Raw genomic sequence first — 17,275 nt, forward strand, 5'->3', positions numbered from 1 at the left:
CGTAATGTGCGTGCAGGCTTGTTTAAATTCGTGCTCAAAAGAATTCCAATTATTTGTAAAGACTTGGCTCGCCAGCTGGCCGATGTTTAAAGCGTTTGTGTACCCAATAGTACTCCGCCGGCCTTTCTCTAACAAGGTCTTCAATGTATTTGTTTAAGCGTGCAGTATCGGCTTCCACATCATCCGTTGGAAAGTTGGGAAGTGGTGCGCTAATGTTGCAGGTATAAGCCTTACGATCGGGATTCAAAGTGGTGGTCATGAGACAAACTTCTGCACCACTGAGTCTGGCTAAGCGTGAGACCGAAGTGATCGTATTGGTTTGGATTCCAAAGAAGGGAACAAAAACAGAGTCGCGTGGACCAAGATCAATATCAGGCGCAATAAAAATAAAGTTACCCGTTTGAATTTCACGAATCAGATCACGTAAGCGACTTTGTCTCTCAATCGATTTGCCTCCAAAACGATTTCTCCATTCAATCATCTTTTGATTAAAGAATGGGTTCTTCATATTTTGGTAGAGGCCGGCACCGCGTGGCCAATCATGCTGACTGGCCAAAACAGAAAGCGCCATGAAGCCGCCCTCGAGTCCTACAAAGTGAGGATTGATCAAGAGTCGTGGCTTGCGATCGCCCAGCGTAATCGCGGAGTTAATCGTAACGATGTCAGTGATCTGCTTTCCGCTGCCGAGCCAAATCCGACTTCTCTCAATTACGCTACGTCCAAACAATTTCCAATGCTCTAGTGCAAGCGTATCAATTTCATCTTCGCTCAGATTGGGAAAGCAAAGACGAAGGTTGGTTTTAACAACTTTTACACGCTCATTCGGTATATGCGCCACTAACCAGCCGAGGCCATAGCCAATGTAAATGGTGAAGGTATAGGGCAGAAACGCAAAAAGACGCAGTAAGTTCAGCGCCAGAAAATTAAAAACGTTTTGTAACCAGGTCATGTTGAATAAATTATAAATTTATTAACTAATTGCTTGGTGGTAATTCTGCTCCGCTGGGATGTTTGTAGCGGTTATAGGCCCAGATGAATTGATTGGGCGCAACTAGGATCGCATTTTCAATGGCGACATTAAGTTCGGCGGCAGCAAGTATGGAGTCTTCAGAGAGCGGTGCCAATCTCTTGGCTTGCATCAACCAGCCTTTACCAAGACCTTTGCGTTTAGCGGTAAACATCACAACTGGCGTGTTGTTGCGATTGGCTAAGCGAGCGGGAAGTGGGGTCGTATAGGCGGGGCGTCCGAAAAAGGGTACCCAAACACCTTCACCGCCGCTAGGCACTTGATCTGGAAGAATGCCAATGGCCTCTCCACGTGTCAGTGCCCGTGTCATTTGACGGACGCCATTCAGATTGGTGGGCACGAAATGCATATTGGGGTAGGCACGACCTTCTTCCACCACTTCGTTAAGCCATTCTTGGCGTGATGGGCGATAAAGGATGGTGGCTGGGAAGTGCTGGGCTAAGACTCGAGGAATGATTTCAAAGCCACCAAGGTGTGGAGTAAGCATGACTAAGCCATGACCTTCGTTAATAGCTTCCTCAACCAGATCCCAGTCCTGCACCTCGACTAGCTTGAGCGCCTTTGCTGGATTGCGCCAAATCCACAAACTGTCTGAGAAGAGCTGACCTGAGGCCGCCGCCGCACGCCAGATTTGCAGGGGTAAATGATGACTCTTAACAACGGCCTCATATTGAGGGCGGAAAAGTGATCGATATTGCTTGGAGCCGACATAGGCCAGCACCCCTAAAGCAGCCCCAATCACCTGAACCAGGAATAAGGGCAATACCGCTATTGCAGCGAGGGTTAGCTTAAGAAGGAGTTTGCGCACCCTCTAATGATATTCAATGCTGGCGCTAGGGCCAAATTTACTGAGTGGCTTGATGAATAAGGCGTTTTTCGGATAGAATTCGTCTATCGCTGAGTTAAGGCAACTTGCAGGGCGATTCATAAATTCTGCTAAAGCGTCGCCGTTGAAGTTCCTGGCACGTCGAGTTGTCCCATAGATCGTGTTAATTTTTAAAGGAATATGCAATGGCAAATGATTACTTCTTTACCTCAGAATCAGTTTCTGAAGGTCACCCCGATAAAGTAGCAGACCAAATCTCTGATGCCATCCTGGATTCAATCCTGGCTCAGGACCCAACTGCACGTGTTGCTGCGGAAACTTTGTGTAATACCGGCTTGGTAGTTTTGGCTGGTGAGATCACAACGAACGCCAATGTGGATTACATCCAAGTGGCTCGTAACACTTTGCGTGAAATTGGTTACGACAACACTGACTACGGTATTGATTACAAAGGTTGTGCGGTGTTGGTTGCTTATGACAAGCAAAGTCCTGATATCGCTCAGGGTGTTGATAAAGCACATGACGACGGCTTAGATCAAGGTGCTGGTGACCAAGGCTTGATGTTTGGTTACGCCTGTGACGAAACTGCAGAGCTCATGCCTTTGCCAATTCATTTGTCACACCGTTTAGTAGAGCGTCAATCTCAATTGCGCCGTGATGGCCGTTTGAATTGGTTGCGCCCAGATGCAAAGTCACAAGTGACCCTGCGTTACGTCGATGGCAAGCCTGACTCAATTGACACCGTGGTTCTCTCTACACAACATGATGAAGAAATTTCTCTCGAGAAATTGCGTGAAGCAGTCATCGAAGAAATCATCAAACCAGTCTTGCCAAAGCATTTGATCAAAGGCGCGATTAACTTTTTGGTAAACCCAACAGGTCGATTTGTTATCGGCGGCCCGCAAGGCGATTGCGGTCTGACAGGTCGCAAGATCATTGTGGACACCTACGGCGGTGCAGCCCCTCACGGTGGTGGCGCGTTCTCTGGTAAGGATCCATCCAAGGTTGACCGTTCCGCTGCCTATGCTGGTCGTTATGTAGCGAAGAACGTAGTTGCTGCTGGTTTGGCAAGCAAGTGCTTGATTCAGATCTCTTACGCGATTGGTGTTGCTAAACCAACTTCAGTGATGGTGAGCACCTTTGGTACTGGCAAGATCTCTGACGAGAAGATTGCGCAATTGGTATCTGAGCACTTTGACTTGCGTCCAAAAGGCATCGTTAAGATGTTGAACCTCTTGCGTCCGATTTATCGCAAGACAGCTGCTTATGGCCACTTTGGTCGTGAGGAGCCGGAATTTACTTGGGAACAGTGCGATAAGGCGCCTGCCTTACGTGCAGCAGCTGGCTTGTAATCTGCTTTCTAGGTAGTAAATTTGCAGTTTGTTTTGTATTGAGGCGAAATATGGCGAAATTGATTACAATTTCGCCATACCTTCAAGGAGCGTTGCAAGGAATGCTGAGAACCAGCGTTTCCCCAGGCTTGAAGGGAGTGGACTCCTAGGTAACCCCAGAGTTTGCTAATTGCAACTGCGCTCGCTAACCCATGATTCAATGGCTAGCGAGTTCCTACTCCAGCATTGGATCGTATTTAGCTGGAGCATTCATGAGTACCGTTTCCGATTTAAACAACTTTGTAGCAACCCGTTGCGCTATTGCCGATATTTCTTTGGCTGACTTTGGCCGTAAAGAAATCGCCATTGCTGAAACTGAAATGCCAGGCCTCATCGCAATTCGCGACGAGTTCGCTTCGCAGCAACCATTGCGTGGCGCACGCATCACTGGTTCATTGCACATGACCATTCAAACTGCAGTATTGATCGAGACGCTTGAAGCTCTCGGCGCTGAAGTGCAGTGGGCATCTTGCAATATTTTCTCTACACAAGATCACGCTGCTGCAGCTATTGCTGCTAACGGCACTCCAGTGTTTGCGATCAAGGGCGAAACTCTTGAGCAGTACTGGGATTACACCCATCGTATTTTTGAGTGGGCTGATGGTGGCTTTACCAATATGATTTTGGATGATGGTGGCGATGCTACTTTGTTATTGCACCTCGGTGCACGCGCTGAAAAAGATCAAGCTTGCTTGAATCATCCAACAAGCGAAGAAGAAACTATTTTGTTCGCGGCTATTAAAAAGAAATTGGCGCAAGACCCAACTTGGTACTCCACACGCTTAGAAAAAGTAAAAGGCGTAACTGAAGAAACCACAACTGGTGTACATCGTCTCTATCAGATGTTCGCAAAAGGTGACTTGAAGTTCCCGGCAATTAATGTGAACGATTCCGTTACTAAGAGCAAGTTCGATAACCTCTATGGTTGCCGCGAATCTTTAGTTGATGCGATCAAGCGCGCTACTGACGTCATGGTTGCCGGTAAGGTTGCAGTGGTTTGTGGTTACGGCGATGTGGGTAAAGGCTCAGCTCAAGCTCTACGTGCTTTGTCTGCTCAAGTTTGGGTTACTGAAGTAGATCCAATCTGCGCATTACAAGCAGCGATGGAAGGCTACCGCGTTGTCACAATGGATTACGCTGCAGATAAGGCAGACATCTTTGTTTCTGCAACAGGTAACTACCATGTGATTACACATGACCACATGATCAAGATGAAGAACCAAGCCATCGTTTGTAATATCGGTCACTTCGATAACGAGATTGATGTTGCTGGTATCGAGAAATACAAGTGGGAAGAAATCAAGCCACAAGTAGATCACGTGATTTTCCCAGCAGCTAATGGCAATCCTGAGAAGCGCATCATCATCCTGGCTAAAGGTCGTTTGGTTAACCTCGGTTGCGGCACAGGTCACCCATCTTATGTAATGAGTTCTTCATTTGCGAACCAAGTGATTGCGCAGATCGAATTGTGGAATGCAGTTGGCACAGATAAATACCCAGTCGGCGTTTACACCTTGCCTAAGCATTTGGATGAGAAGGTTGCTCGTTTGCAGCTCAAGACATTGAATGCACAGTTAACTGTATTGTCAGATCAGCAAGCTTCATACATTGGCGTAACGAAGGAAGGCCCATACAAGGCTGACCACTACCGTTATTAATTTGTACCCTTGCTAGATATTATTCAATAGAGAAATAGAGATACAGGCCCAAGATCATGGAATTAAGCGTTGAATTCTTCCCTCCAAAAACACCTGAAGGTGAGAGCAAGCTGCATCTCGTGCGCGAGCGTTTTAGTGAAACGCTCAAGCCCGCTTTTTATTCTGTGACTTTTGGTGCTGGTGGCTCTACTCAATCCGGCACATTAAAAGTGGTGAGTGATATTCATGCTGCAGGCGCAGCGGTTGCCCCTCACTTATCTTGTGTTGGTAGCTCACGTGAAAGCGTGCGCGAAATGTTGAAGCAGTACCAAGCTTTAGGCGTTAAACGTATCGTAGCTTTACGTGGCGACTTGCCATCTGGCATGGGTCAGTATGGTGAGTTCCATCACGCAAATGAATTAGTCGAATTTATTCGTGCTGAAACTGGTGACTGGTTCCACATTGATGTGGCCGCATATCCAGAAAGTCATCCTCAGGCTAAGTCGCCAGCGACTGATGTGGATTTCTTTGTGCAGAAGATGAAGGCTGGAGCCAATTCGGCAGTGACTCAGTATTTCTATAACAGCGATGCGTACTTCCGCTTTGTTGATGAGGCGTATGACTTGGGCGTTACTCAGCCAGTGATCGCTGGAATTATGCCGATTACTAATAGCACTCAGTTGCTGCGTTTTTCAGATGCTTGTGGCGCAGAGATCCCGCGCTGGATTCGTTTGCGTTTGCAGTCTTATGGTGATGACACCGCTTCGATTCGTGCGTTTGGTGAAGAGGTAGTTACGGATCTTTGTGATCAACTCTTAACTGCTGGCGCTCCAGGATTGCATTTCTATTCACTGAATCAAGCGGATGCCGTTTTAGCGATTGCAGACAATCTCAGTCTCAATAAGTAATTAATAAGCCTGACTCAGTCAGCATGGCATCCAAAGGTTCATCATGCGTTTGAGCCTGCCATTGAGCATCATCTAATTTTTGCCAATCAAAGCCTATGCCGATGCATAGTAGGCTTGGTTTGGCTTTACGCAACTGAGCCAGGGTGCGGTCAAAGTAGCCACCCCCATACCCAAGGCGCCAATAATGTGTTTTATCGCCCACCTTGGATTCTGACCAGCCCACGCAGGGTATCAAGATGCAGTCTGGAGTGACTTGAGGTCTGCGGGGGTTATTAGGGTCTGGCTCCGGAACGCCATGGCGACTTGGAATTAGTAGATCGCCCTCTTGCCATGCATAAAAATCTAAATGTTTATCAGGGCGCGCAAAAGGGAGGGCCAGTGTTTTGCCTGCGCCACTCTCAGCCCAAGCTAATAAAGGAGGCCGCAGATCCAACTCATCTTGTATAGGGCAATACAGGGCAATAGATTGAACTTGAGCGCCATGGGCGCCCAGAAAACTGGCTAGGCCAGCCGAAATAGCTTCTCGTGCCATCGGATAGCTTGCGCTAGCCGCAAACTGTTTCCTTTGGGCTAGTAAGTCCTGCCGTAGCGATTTTGGAGAATTGCCGTGCATATCGACCATTATCAGGCGAAAATTAAGAGATATAGTAAATCGATAAGGTAAGACGGTGAAAAAGAAGTTTCATGTTTTTAGTGGCTGGCAAAAAACGATGGGCGGAATTTTATTTCTGGCTCTGGCAGTAGCTGCGCCTAGCATTTCTGCAGAAAAAGCCAAGAAAGTCGCCCCCGCCAAAGAAAGCAGAGTTTCAGCCTTTGAAATTACCGAAGGTGATCGTACCTTTATTGAATTGCGTGAGGCTGCTAAACGAAATGATGTGGCTCGCACACAGGCCTTAGCTGCCAGCCTCTCGAATTACCCATATGACGATTACGTAGCTTATTTCCGTATCAAGCCACAGTTATTTGATGGCGCTGGTGGTGCTCGATCCGACAGCAATGTGGACTCTCAAGTGGTAGCTTTTTTAAATCAATACCAAGGCACTGCACTAGCTGATCGGATGCGCAATGATTGGTTGCTTGTTTTAGGTAAGCGTAAAGACTGGTCTCGCTTTGATGCTGAATACTCCAAGTTTGTTTTGGATGATGACACTCAAGTGAAATGCTATTCCTTGCAATCGAAGTTGGCTCAAGGTGAGAACCCAACAAAAGTGGGGCTTGATGCACGCGCAATATTATTGGACCCACGTTATTTCGGTCAGGCTTGCCAAGAATTAGTGCCTATTTTGGTTGGTGCTGGCGGTATGACGCCGAGCGAAGCAAAGGCGATTGGTCGCGCTGCTAGCGAGATGGGTTTTGACACGATGTCGCGTCGCTTGGGTGGCGAGGATCCTATTGCTGAGATTGTTAAATCTGCTAAAGCAGATCCTGCAAAAGCGTTTAAAGATTTTTCACAAAATGCATCTCGTTACAGCAAAGAGAATCAGGCGGTTGCTTGGGGTGTGATTGGTCAATTCCTCGCAAAGAAATTAGACCCCAATGCAGATGATGCGTATCGCCTTCAACAGGAGCTAGGCTACAACGAGCTTCTTTCTACTGAGGGGCAAGAGTGGAAAGTCCGTGCGGGTTTGCGCGCTAAGGATTGGACGCTGGTAAAGAATGCAATTGAAGGCATGAATCCTGCGGTGCGTAGCAAAGATCCCGCTTGGACTTATTGGTATGCGCGTGCATTGAAAGTGGAGGGCCAAAATGAAAAGGCTCGCGAGAACCTCGAGCTTGTTGCTGACCAGTACAACTTTTATGGACAGCTTGCACGAGAAGATCTAGGTAAATCGAATCATGCACCTGTGCGCACCAAAGTGAGCGATGCAGAAATTGACGCCATGTCTCAACGTAAGGGGTTTATTCGGGGTGAGCGCTTCTATGCCATGAATTTACGCTTTGAAGGCAATCGTGACTGGAATTGGGAGTTGCGCAATATGAGCGATAAGCAGTTGCTCGCAGCGGCTGAGTATGCCAAGCGTATTGGCTTGTATGACCGCGTAGTGAATACGGCGGATCGTACCAAGCAGGAGCATGACTTTAGCTTGCGCTATCCAACCCCATATCGGGATGAGCTATCCCCAATTGCTAAGCAAATTGATTTGAACTTAGCTTGGGCTTATGGACTGATTCGTCAAGAGTCACGTTTCATCATGAATGCCTCTTCATCCGTTGGCGCTTCAGGCTTAATGCAGGTAATGCCGAATACAGCAAAGTATGTGGCAAAGAAAATTGGCATGACCTCCTATACCAATGACAAACTTGCTGATACCAATACCAATCTCACTTTGGGTAGTAATTACTTAAATATGGTCTTAGGAGACCTTGATGGTTCTTGGGTTCTGGCGTCTGCTGCTTATAACGCGGGCCCATCACGCTCTAAAACTTGGCGGGAAAAACTCACCAGCCCTACAGAGGGTGCGATCTTCGCAGAAACTATTCCGTTTAATGAAACGCGCACTTATGTAAAAAATGTTTTAGCCAATGCAACGTATTATTCATCGGTGATGCATGGGCAGTCGCAGTCTTTAAAGCAGCGTTTAGGTGTGATTACTCCTAAAGCGGCAAACGCATCTGAGCTACCTTAGTATTTCAACCAAATTGGAGTTTTATGAAATATGACATTCTGCTAATTGGCGGTAACGGTTTTGTAGGTAGAGTCTTGGCGGCACAATTGCAAGCGGAGGGCTATTCCGTTTTATTGCCGACTAGACACTTAGCATCTGCGCGTGAATTGCGAATGCTGCCGAAAGTGCACTTAGAGGATGCTGATGTGCATGAGTTTGATTCATTGCAAGAACTTTGCTCACGAATTAAGCCGGGTGGTGCAGTCATTAATTTGGTGGGTGTGTTGCATGACAAGCCTGCACAGCCTTACGGAAAAGTATTTGAAGCTGCACATGTAGAGCTCCCTAAAAACATCATCACTGCCATGCAGTTACATGGTCTCAAGCGTTACTTGCACATGAGTGCATTGGGCGCGGATTCGAATGGTCCATCGATGTATCAGCGCAGTAAGGGTGATGGCGAGGCCGCAGTAAAAGCTAGCAATCTTGACTGGACTATTTTTAGGCCGTCAGTGATTTTTGGCGCTCAAGATCAATTTATTAATTTATTTGCCAAGTTAACCAAGCTATTCCCCGCAATGCCTTTAGCAAACTCCGGAGCACAGTTTCAGCCGGTGAGCGTGGATGATGTGGCTAGTGCATTTACCAAGTCTCTGAAGATGCCATCAACCATTCATCAATCTTATGATTTGGTGGGGCCCACCGTTTACACCATGAAAGAAATTGTGGAATTTGCTGCACATAAGGTCAACACAAAATGCGCGATCATTCCTGTGCCTGCTTTTGTTGGCTATCTTCAAGCTTTGGCTTTTGAGTTCCTGCCCGTTCCAACCCTGATGTCTCGCGACAATATTGCTTCAATGCAGTTGCCAAATATCTTGCCACTGAATGGTGTGGATGCTTTGACTAAAGTTTTTGGTATCAGCCGCCGCACCCTAGAAGGCATGAAATAAGCTCATGAAGATCTACGCTGTTGGTGGCGCCATTCGGGATACCCTCATGGGTTTGCCGGTGCATGACATTGATTATGTGGTGGTTGGTTCTAGCGTAGAAGAGATGATTGCCCAGGGCTATCGTCCAGTGGGCAAAGATTTTCCAGTGTTCTTGCATCCAGATACCCAGGCTGAATATGCCTTAGCTCGCACAGAGCGTAAGACGGGCAAAGGCTACAAGGGCTTTATGTTTTATGCCGACCCGACCGTCACGCTAGAGCAAGACTTAGAGCGTCGTGATCTGACTATTAATGCAATGGCGCAAGAGGTTGGTGCTGATGGCAAATGGGTGGGACCTATTTTGGACCCCTACAACGGTCAGCAAGATCTAGCGGCTAGAGTATTTCGTCATGTGTCCGATGCATTTGCTGAAGATCCTTTGCGTCTATTGCGTATCGCGCGTTTTGCAGCGCGCTTTCCAGAATTTACTGTTGCGCCAGAAACCATGGCTGCTTTGCAGGCTATCGTTCAATCCAATGAATTATCAGCGCTCTCAGCTGAGAGAATCTGGCAGGAGTTGGCCAGAGGCTTTACTGCCGATAAGCCCATGCGAATGTTCCAAGTTCTACTAGATGCTGATGCAGCCAGGGTATTGCTGCCGGCAACGCTGACATCCCATTTGGCTAAAGAAGAATTCCGCGGGCAACTCATTGCACATTTGCATGCAGCAGACAACCGTATCGAAGATCGATGCGGCGTCACTCTCATGCATTTACCTGCCAGTGAAATTCGCTCGTGGGCAGAGTGCGTCAAGATGCCAAATGAGGTGCGTGATTTCAGTGAAATATTTAGTGAGCTTAATGTACTCATCGAGAAATCGGTCAACGATGTAGGTATTAGCTATCAGCCTGCAGATATATTGGCCTGGTTTAATCGTGCAGACGTTTGGCGTAAGCCTGAGCGTGGAAATGCTTTGTTGAATTTAGCAAAGCGTATTGGCTTGAATGTCAGCGCTTTAATTTCAGCAATGCAAAATGCTCAATCGCTCAACACGGCCTCAATTATTGAAAGTGTTCCTGCAGACCAGAGATCTAACGGTGAAAGAATTCGCAGTGCAGTAGATGCTGCGCGACTCTTAGCTATTACTACAGCCGTAAGCATTTAAAAACTTACAGCCGATTTCTGCCCCGAAGGCCCGGTAGGTCTTCTAAGACGTGGTCTGGCAATACCTCAGACAGTTTCTTTGAGAATGCAAAGACTTTGAATAGCTCGCCCATCTCCGCTTCAGATAATAGTTTTTGCAGCGAGTTCGAAATAGGTAAGAAGGTTTCTGGGTTGCTAGGGTCGCCAATCTCCAATGCAATATCGCCAATGCCCGCATCTAGCAAATAAGATGCCTGATTGCTGAGATAGACATCATCAACTTCTTCCTCGAGTGCACTGCGGGCAATCTGCGACCATTCCACATGCGTTGTTAAATCACATAGTCCCGGAAGGTGAAATGGATCTTGAATAGCATGATGGCGATGATGCGCCATGAGCGTGCCCTCTAGGCGTTGTGCATGGTAATACTCGCTCTCCGGAAATCCGTAATCAAAAGTGAGGAAGAGTCCGGTATCGAGATGCTTGGCTACTTGGCGCATCCAAGCATTTGCGGGCGCATGTAATTCAGTAAGGTAGCCTTCAGAAAAGTTTCCGGTGAGTAAGGTCTCTGGAAGCAGTGACTGCTCAACGGGTTGTCCTGTTGACCAAGCAAGCTTGCCATCAATTACAGCGACGCCTTGTTGATACCAAAAGCCATTTTGAAAAATGATGGCGTCACAAGGGATGGCATCAATTACCTCGTTGGCCAGAATGATGCCCTTGAAGTTGCTAGGTAAAGAGCTTAACCAATTGCATTGAGTAGATAGAGCTAGTTTCTCGGTAAGTTGCTTGAGGCGTTCTTCTTGTCTTTGAGCTAGGTCTGGCGAGATCTCGATGATGTCATAGTGATCTAAGGAAAATTCAAGATCGTGAAGTCGGGTAAGAATGGATTCAGCCAACTTACCGGTCCCGGCGCCAAACTCCAGAATCTGGGTAGGAAGCCCTTGAGCTTCAAGGCCCTCCAGAATCGGTAAAAGGGTTTCTACGATGGCAGCGCCAAATAGGGGGGAGAGCTCTGGGGCTGTCGTGAAATCACCGCCAGTACCCAATTTGTGGGCTCCAGCGCTGTAATAACCCATACCTGGCTCATATAAAGCCATTTCCATATACCTTGAAAAGGGCATCCAGCCGCCATTAGAGGCGATTTCGCCCATTATTTTTTGGCTAAGAAGCTCGGTATGAGCCGTTTCAAGGCTGGTCAAGGTAATATCCATAGCTCGCTAGTCTAAGAGAATTTAAGTGAACTTGAGTTCAAACCTACAACCTCAGCAAAATAAAGCAGTTTTAGTGACCGGCGCTGCCAAGCGTCTTGGCCGAGAAATTGCCTTGGAATTTGCTCGTCAGGGCTGGGATATTGCGATTCATTATGGCAAGTCTGCCGCAGATGCCCAGGCTACCGTTGCGGAAATCCAGGGCTTAGGGCGTAAGGCCGTGGCATTTAAGGCTGATCTCGCTAGCGAAGTAGAAATTCATTCTCTGTTTGCCGCAGTTGTTGCTGAGTTTCAAGACCTCGAGTGTCTCGTGAATAGCGCTTCAATCTTTGAATATGATCGCGCTAATTCAGACACCCCGCTCAGCGGTAAAAGTTTGCAAGACCACATGCAAGTCAATTTGGCTGCACCTATCTTGCTGTCTCAATTAATGTTTGACTATCAAAAGAGCCAGACAAAGAAAGCAAGCGAGAGTAATTTATCAATTCCCTCGGTAATTCAGCTGCTCGATCAAAAATTGATTAATCTCAATCCAGATTATTTGTCTTACACATTATCTAAAGCTGCACTACTCACTTCAGTTGAGGTGTTAGCAGTAGATTTTGCTCCGCACTTACGGGTGATTGGTTTGGCTCCCGGTATTACGCTGACTTCAGGCGATCAAACTGAATCAGGTTTTACTAAGGCGCATCAGATGACGCCATTGGGTAAGTCATCAACACCAAGTGATATTGCAAAAGCAGCCGTATTTTTAGCAAGCTCAAATGCGATCACTGGCACCACCTTATATGTGGATGGCGGACAACATCTATTGCCATCATCACGCGATGTGATGTTTAAAACAAACTAAAAGTTAAAAAATTTATGCACGCTATTCTTTCTCATCCCGCTTTAGTTGATTGCCGTCGCTTATTTCTGCGTGACTATGAAATCTATATCAATATCGGTGTGCATGATTTTGAGAAGAAGGCTGAGCAGCGCGTCATTCTCAATGTTGATCTCTACATTCCTTTGAATATGAACACTCCTTCTAAAGACTTGTTGGAAGAGGTTGTGGATTACGACTTCATGCGTGAAACCATTAAGGCACGGTCTTCCCAGGGTCATATCCACTTACAGGAAACCTTCTGCGACGACATCGTGACTGCGATGCTCTTGCATCCGAAGGTCATTGCGGCTCGCGTTAGTACAGCTAAGCCTGATGTCTATCCAGATTGCCACTCTGTTGGCGTTGAAGTATTTCGGATTAAGCAGGCTTAAAGAGAAATTTCGGAAAAGATTTAGTAGCCATGAGTGATATTCGTAAAGTCGTCTTCGAAGAAAACAAGCTTGAGAAAAAGCTCTGCCGTTTAGTTGGCCAAGCAATTGGTGACTTTGGCATGATCGAAGATGGTGACAAAGTAATGGTTTGTCTATCGGGTGGTAAAGATAGTTATGCCATGCTCGATATTCTATTGAAGTTGCGCGAGCGTGCCCCAATTGATTTTGAAATTGTTGCTGTCAATTTGGATCAAAAGCAACCAGGATTCCCAGCAGAGATTTTGCCGAACTATTTAAAAGCTTTGGGTGTTCAGTACCACATTGAAAACCAAGATACCTATAGCATTGTCAAGCGTGTCGTTCCAGAAGGAAAAACGACTTGTGGTCTTTGCTCTCGATTGCGTCGTGGCATTTTGTATCGTGTTGCAGATGAGTTGGGTGCTACCAAGATTGCTTTAGGTCATCATCGTGATGACATCTTAGAAACATTGATGTTGAATATGTTCTTTGCTGGCAAGCTCAAGGGTATGCCGCCAAAGTTGCGATCTGATGATGGCAAGCATATTGTCATTCGTCCCCTCGCATATGTTCCTGAAAAGTTACTTGAACGTTACGCAGTAGATATGAACTTCCCAATTATTCCGTGCAATCTCTGTGGCAGTCAGCCCAATCTCCAGCGCGGTGCCATGAAAGAGATGCTGCGCGAGTGGGAGAAAAAGCACCCAGGGCGTGTCGAGAATCTATTTCGCTCAATGCACCATATCGTGCCATCCCATTTAATGGATGGAGAGGCCTTTGATTTCAAGAATCTCGAGATTTCTACAGAGCTGTCGGGTATTGCTGCCAGATCGGCTGGTGACAAAGCGATTGATGAGACAGAAATCGATGAAATAGCCTGCGGAACGCTGATTCAGGGGTCTTATAATCCCTCTTTATGAACATCGTTATTTTGGCTGCTGGGCAGGGAAAGCGGATGAAGTCCGCATTACCCAAGGTTCTCCAAACCTTGGCCGGGAAACCCCTTCTCCAGCACGTTCTCAATACCGCTCTAGATCTACAAGGCAAGAGCGCTAAAACTGGCCCCATCGTTGTTGTTGGTCACGGCGCAGCCGATGTTAAAGAGTTTCTTCAAGCAGTCGGCGAGCAAGATTCTCGCTTCGGCAAAGTGGGCACTGCACTGCAGGCCGAGCAAAAAGGAACAGGACACGCTTTATTACAAGCACTGCCTAAGCTAGATGTAAATGAACCTACTTTGGTTCTCTATGGTGATGTGCCACTTACAAGTAAAAAGACGCTCTCTAAATTAGCTAAATTGGCTGATGGTGTGCGTGGTCAAGATTCTGCATTAGCACTTCTGACTCAAAATCTCAGCAATCCAACGGGCTATGGTCGTATCGTGCGAGATATCGACGGCTCTGTAAAGGAGATTGTTGAAGAAAAAGATGCATCGCCAGAGCAAAAGCGTATTCAAGAAATCAATACCGGCATCATGGTTCTACCAACCAATTCACTCAAGAAATGGTTGAAGTCTTTGCGAGCGAGCAATGCCCAGGGTGAATACTATTTAACTGATGTCATCGCGATGGCGGTTAAAGATGGTGTGCCCATTCGCACTGCGCAAGCTGATGCTGAATATGAAACTGTTGGCGTTAACAGTCGCGATCAGTTGGCTGCTTTAGAGCGCGTGCATCAATTAAACCAAGCAAACGTACTAATGGATGCCGGTGTTTCATTGGCTGATCCAGCACGCATTGATATTCGCGGAACGTTGGAGTGCGGTACCGATGTCTTTATTGATGTGGGTTGTGTATTTGAAGGTTGCGTAACTTTAGCTGCGGGCACAAAAGTTGGCCCGTACTGCATCATTCGCAATAGCGTGATTGGTAAGAATGTCACTATTCACCCATACAGCCATATTGACGGTGCAAAAGTTGGCGCAAGTTCGCTGATTGGGCCTTATGCTCGCTTACGCCCAGGTGCTGACTTGGCGAATGATGTGCACATTGGTAATTTTGTAGAAGTGAAGAACAGCAAGATTGCCGCCAATAGCAAAGCTAATCACTTAGCTTACGTTGGCGATTCCATTGTGGGCTCTAGAGTCAATATCGGTGCAGGTACGATTACTTGTAACTACGATGGTGTGAATAAGCACCAAACCATTATTGAAGATGATGTCTTCATTGGTTCGGACACTCAGTTGGTTGCCCCAGTGCGTGTTGGTCGTGGCGCCACATTGGGTGCAGGCACGACTCTGACTAAAGATGCGCCCCCTAATCAACTTACCGTGTCGCGCGCTAAGCAAATCTCTTTACAGTGGCAACGCCCAGTAAAGAAGGAAAAGAAAGTGGCAGATAAGAAGGTAGCAATAAAGAAAGTAGCTGCTAAAAAATCCGTGAAGGCTAAAAAATAATGTGCGGAATCGTTGGCGCAGCATCGCGTAAGAATATTGTTGAGGTATTGATCGAAGGCCTGCGTCGCCTTGAGTACCGTGGATATGATTCCTGTGGTTTTGCCGTAATTAATGGTGATGATGCCAAGCACCCCATTGAACGTGCTCGCACGACAGCCCGTGTTTCCGAGTTAGCGGAGCAGGGGAAAGATTTTCATGGCACTTTAGGTATTGCGCATACCCGCTGGGCAACGCACGGCAAGCCTGATACACAAAATGCACACCCCCATATTTCTGGTGGATTAATCGCTGTGGTGCATAACGGCATTATTGAAAATTACGAGTCACTGCGCACCGAGCTGAAATCTGCTGGCTACGTATTTACTTCAGAAACAGATACTGAAGTGATTGCGCATTTAATTCATCAAGCTTATGTAGCAAGCGAGCAGGTTGATTTAGTTGCTTCAGTGCGATCTGTATTGCCGCGCTTACATGGTGCCTATGCGATCGGTGTGATTGCGCAAGATCGTCCAGATATTTTGGTCGGTGCACGCGTTGGATCGCCCTTGGTTGTAGCGCTTGGCGAGAATGAAAATTTCCTTGCTTCTGATGCACTGGCTTTGGCCGGTCGCGCACATTCAATGATGTATCTCGAAGAAGGTGATGTTGCTATTCTTAAGGCGGATAGCGTTGAGATCATTGATCAGTTAGGTAAGACAGCGCAGCGTGAGCAAAAATCAATGCCAGCTCAAGCTGACTCCGTAGATCTAGGTCCTTATCAGCACTACATGCAGAAAGAGATCTTTGAGCAACCAAGAGCAATTAGCGACACGCTTGCCAATATTGCTAGCTTTGGTCCAGAACTCTTTAATGCAAATCCTGAGCAATGGAAAAAGTTTGATCAAATTTTGATATTGGCTTGCGGCACTAGTTACTACTCCGCTTGCGTTGCTAAATACTGGTTAGAAGATTTAGCAGGCATACCGACGCAGGTAGAGATTGCTAGTGAGTATCGTTATCGCACAACTGTTCCTAACCCGAATACATTAATTGTGGTGGTCTCCCAGTCTGGTGAGACTGCGGATACTTTGGCGGCCTTACGTCATGCCCAGGCTTTAGGACATCAATACACGTTGGCAATTTGTAACGTTGCAAGTAGCGCCATGGTTCGCGAAACGAATTGGAATTTCTTAACCAAGGCTGGCACTGAGATTGGCGTGGCCTCTACTAAAGCCTTCACTACTCAATTGGTTGCCCTATATCTGTTAGCTGTTTCATTGGCTAAGCGTGCTGGCAAAGTAAGTCCTGAGCGAGAGAAAGAGCTCTTGCGTGACTTGCGCCATTTGCCAAAAGCTTTGCATGCAGTGTTAGCGCTTGAGCCGCAGATCATGGCTTGGAGCACTGCATTTGCTAAATGTGAAAATGCTTTGTTCTTGGGTCGTGGCATGCATTACCCAATTGCCCTTGAAGGTGCGCTCAAGTTAAAAGAGATTTCTTATATTCATGCTGAAGCTTATCCAGCGGGCGAGTTAAAGCACGGACCATTAGCCCTGGTTACTGAAAAGATGCCAGTGGTAACAGTAGCCCCAAAAGATGACTTGCTGGAAAAGCTCAAATCCAATATGCAGGAAGTCAAAGCCCGTGGCGGTAAGTTGTACGTCTTTGCAGACCAAGATACCGAAATTACTAGCAGTGAAGGCATCAACGTGATTCGTTTGCCTGAGCACTATGGAAATCTTTCCCCAATCTTGCATGTAGTTCCACTGCAACTACTGGCGTATCACACCGCTTGCGCCCTGGGTACTGATGTAGACAAGCCGCGTAATCTCGCAAAGAGCGTTACCGTCGAGTAATTTCTCTGGGGTGGATTCACCTCAAAATTCCAAGTAACTTCATTAACCCAGGCGTAATCCAATCAACTGGGTTTATTCCCTTGATTCTGTAG

The 17,275-nt window shown here is 46.9% G+C and carries 15 protein-coding genes and 1 riboswitch; of the genes, 11 read left to right on the forward strand and 4 right to left on the reverse strand.

From position 1 onward, the window contains the following. Window positions 1-49 precede the first annotated feature (49 nt). Entirely contained in the window at window positions 50-949 is a 900-nt protein-coding gene (locus ICN30_RS01815; RefSeq protein ID WP_216229689.1) for a lipid A biosynthesis acyltransferase, read from the reverse strand. A gap of 25 nt (window positions 950-974) precedes the next feature. Beyond that, window positions 975-1,835, reverse strand: a complete 861-nt coding sequence (locus ICN30_RS01820; RefSeq protein ID WP_216229690.1) for a lysophospholipid acyltransferase family protein — start codon at window positions 1,833-1,835, stop codon at window positions 975-977. 203 nt (window positions 1,836-2,038) lie between these two features. Here ICN30_RS01820 and metK point away from each other — a divergent pair, with 203 nt between their 5' ends. From metK to metF, 3 genes are all read left to right on the forward strand, one after another. Further along, window positions 2,039-3,205 (forward strand): methionine adenosyltransferase, encoded by a 1,167-nt coding sequence (metK, locus tag ICN30_RS01825; RefSeq protein ID WP_215302209.1) that lies wholly within the window; start codon window positions 2,039-2,041, stop codon window positions 3,203-3,205. Window positions 3,206-3,283: 78 nt separating this feature from the next. Next, window positions 3,284-3,395: riboswitch (S-adenosyl-L-homocysteine riboswitch) on the forward strand. Between the two features lie 61 nt (window positions 3,396-3,456). Next, on the forward strand, window positions 3,457-4,902 hold the full coding sequence (ahcY, locus tag ICN30_RS01830) for an adenosylhomocysteinase (protein WP_216272826.1): 1,446 nt from the start codon (window positions 3,457-3,459) through the stop codon (window positions 4,900-4,902). Window positions 4,903-4,958: 56 nt separating this feature from the next. Next, window positions 4,959-5,789, forward strand: a complete 831-nt coding sequence (metF, locus tag ICN30_RS01835) for a methylenetetrahydrofolate reductase [NAD(P)H] (protein WP_216178665.1) — start codon at window positions 4,959-4,961, stop codon at window positions 5,787-5,789. Here metF and ICN30_RS01840 read toward each other — a convergent pair. Continuing rightward, window positions 5,779-6,402, reverse strand: coding sequence for a 5-formyltetrahydrofolate cyclo-ligase (locus tag ICN30_RS01840; protein WP_255533051.1), 624 nt, complete (start codon window positions 6,400-6,402; stop codon window positions 5,779-5,781). The genes metF and ICN30_RS01840 overlap by 11 nt on opposite strands. Before the next feature lie 97 nt (window positions 6,403-6,499). Here ICN30_RS01840 and ICN30_RS01845 point away from each other — a divergent pair, with 97 nt between their 5' ends. The 3 genes from ICN30_RS01845 to ICN30_RS01855 are packed head-to-tail and all read left to right on the forward strand — an operon-like array spanning window position 6,500 to window position 10,492. Continuing rightward, window positions 6,500-8,416, forward strand: coding sequence for a lytic transglycosylase domain-containing protein (locus ICN30_RS01845; protein ID WP_216229836.1), 1,917 nt, complete (start codon window positions 6,500-6,502; stop codon window positions 8,414-8,416). 23 nt (window positions 8,417-8,439) lie between these two features. Next, window positions 8,440-9,348, forward strand: a complete 909-nt coding sequence (locus ICN30_RS01850) for a complex I NDUFA9 subunit family protein (protein WP_216229693.1) — start codon at window positions 8,440-8,442, stop codon at window positions 9,346-9,348. Between the two features lie 4 nt (window positions 9,349-9,352). After that, window positions 9,353-10,492, forward strand: coding sequence for a polynucleotide adenylyltransferase (locus ICN30_RS01855; RefSeq protein WP_216272828.1), 1,140 nt, complete (start codon window positions 9,353-9,355; stop codon window positions 10,490-10,492). Between the two features lie 4 nt (window positions 10,493-10,496). Here ICN30_RS01855 and ICN30_RS01860 read toward each other — a convergent pair whose 3' ends face one another. Beyond that, the gene (locus ICN30_RS01860; RefSeq protein WP_216272829.1) at window positions 10,497-11,684 is read right to left on the reverse strand and encodes a class I SAM-dependent methyltransferase; all 1,188 of its coding nucleotides are present in this window, start codon (window positions 11,682-11,684) and stop codon (window positions 10,497-10,499) included. Between the two features lie 25 nt (window positions 11,685-11,709). Between ICN30_RS01860 and ICN30_RS01865 the strand changes: the two genes are divergently transcribed. From ICN30_RS01865 to glmS, 5 genes are read left to right on the forward strand one after another with little or no spacing between them, the layout of a single operon-like run. Continuing rightward, on the forward strand, window positions 11,710-12,531 hold the full coding sequence (locus tag ICN30_RS01865; RefSeq protein WP_370623610.1) for an SDR family oxidoreductase: 822 nt from the start codon (window positions 11,710-11,712) through the stop codon (window positions 12,529-12,531). 14 nt (window positions 12,532-12,545) lie between these two features. Further along, complete coding sequence (locus ICN30_RS01870; protein ID WP_216229696.1) at window positions 12,546-12,941, forward strand: dihydroneopterin aldolase; 396 nt, start codon at window positions 12,546-12,548, stop codon at window positions 12,939-12,941. 29 nt (window positions 12,942-12,970) lie between these two features. After that, window positions 12,971-13,879, forward strand: a complete 909-nt coding sequence (ttcA, locus tag ICN30_RS01875; RefSeq protein WP_215386946.1) for a tRNA 2-thiocytidine(32) synthetase TtcA — start codon at window positions 12,971-12,973, stop codon at window positions 13,877-13,879. Further along, a complete protein-coding gene (gene glmU / locus ICN30_RS01880; RefSeq protein WP_216229697.1) occupies window positions 13,876-15,351 on the forward strand; it encodes a bifunctional UDP-N-acetylglucosamine diphosphorylase/glucosamine-1-phosphate N-acetyltransferase GlmU in 1,476 nt (491 codons plus the stop codon). Before ttcA ends, glmU begins: the two co-directional genes overlap by 4 nt. Further along, window positions 15,351-17,183: a glutamine--fructose-6-phosphate transaminase (isomerizing) gene (gene glmS, locus ICN30_RS01885; protein WP_216229698.1), complete on the forward strand. Its 1,833-nt coding sequence runs from the start codon at window positions 15,351-15,353 to the stop codon at window positions 17,181-17,183. Before glmU ends, glmS begins: the two co-directional genes overlap by 1 nt. Window positions 17,184-17,275 lie beyond the last annotated feature (92 nt).

It is taken from the genome of Polynucleobacter sp. 31A-FELB, from assembly GCF_018882405.1.
In the GTDB taxonomy this organism is placed as follows: domain Bacteria; phylum Pseudomonadota; class Gammaproteobacteria; order Burkholderiales; family Burkholderiaceae; genus Polynucleobacter.

What these genes read in the sequence shown, in the direction of transcription:
- glmS (WP_216229698.1), top strand. Translation starts at nt 15,351, where the DNA reads ATGTGCGGAATCGTTGGCGCAGCATCGCGTAAGAATATTGTTGAGGTA.
- glmU (WP_216229697.1), top strand. Translation starts at nt 13,876, where the DNA reads ATGAACATCGTTATTTTGGCTGCTGGGCAGGGAAAGCGGATGAAGTCC.
- metK (WP_215302209.1), top strand. Translation starts at nt 2,039, where the DNA reads ATGGCAAATGATTACTTCTTTACCTCAGAATCAGTTTCTGAAGGTCAC.
- ICN30_RS01840 (WP_255533051.1), bottom strand. Translation starts at nt 6,402, where the DNA reads ATGCACGGCAATTCTCCAAAATCGCTACGGCAGGACTTACTAGCCCAA.
- ICN30_RS01860 (WP_216272829.1), bottom strand. Translation starts at nt 11,684, where the DNA reads ATGGATATTACCTTGACCAGCCTTGAAACGGCTCATACCGAGCTTCTT.
- metF (WP_216178665.1), top strand. Translation starts at nt 4,959, where the DNA reads ATGGAATTAAGCGTTGAATTCTTCCCTCCAAAAACACCTGAAGGTGAG.
- ICN30_RS01850 (WP_216229693.1), top strand. Translation starts at nt 8,440, where the DNA reads ATGAAATATGACATTCTGCTAATTGGCGGTAACGGTTTTGTAGGTAGA.
- ICN30_RS01870 (WP_216229696.1), top strand. Translation starts at nt 12,546, where the DNA reads ATGCACGCTATTCTTTCTCATCCCGCTTTAGTTGATTGCCGTCGCTTA.
- ICN30_RS01815 (WP_216229689.1), bottom strand. Translation starts at nt 949, where the DNA reads ATGACCTGGTTACAAAACGTTTTTAATTTTCTGGCGCTGAACTTACTG.
- ahcY (WP_216272826.1), top strand. Translation starts at nt 3,457, where the DNA reads ATGAGTACCGTTTCCGATTTAAACAACTTTGTAGCAACCCGTTGCGCT.
- ICN30_RS01855 (WP_216272828.1), top strand. Translation starts at nt 9,353, where the DNA reads ATGAAGATCTACGCTGTTGGTGGCGCCATTCGGGATACCCTCATGGGT.
- ttcA (WP_215386946.1), top strand. Translation starts at nt 12,971, where the DNA reads ATGAGTGATATTCGTAAAGTCGTCTTCGAAGAAAACAAGCTTGAGAAA.
- ICN30_RS01845 (WP_216229836.1), top strand. Translation starts at nt 6,500, where the DNA reads ATGGGCGGAATTTTATTTCTGGCTCTGGCAGTAGCTGCGCCTAGCATT.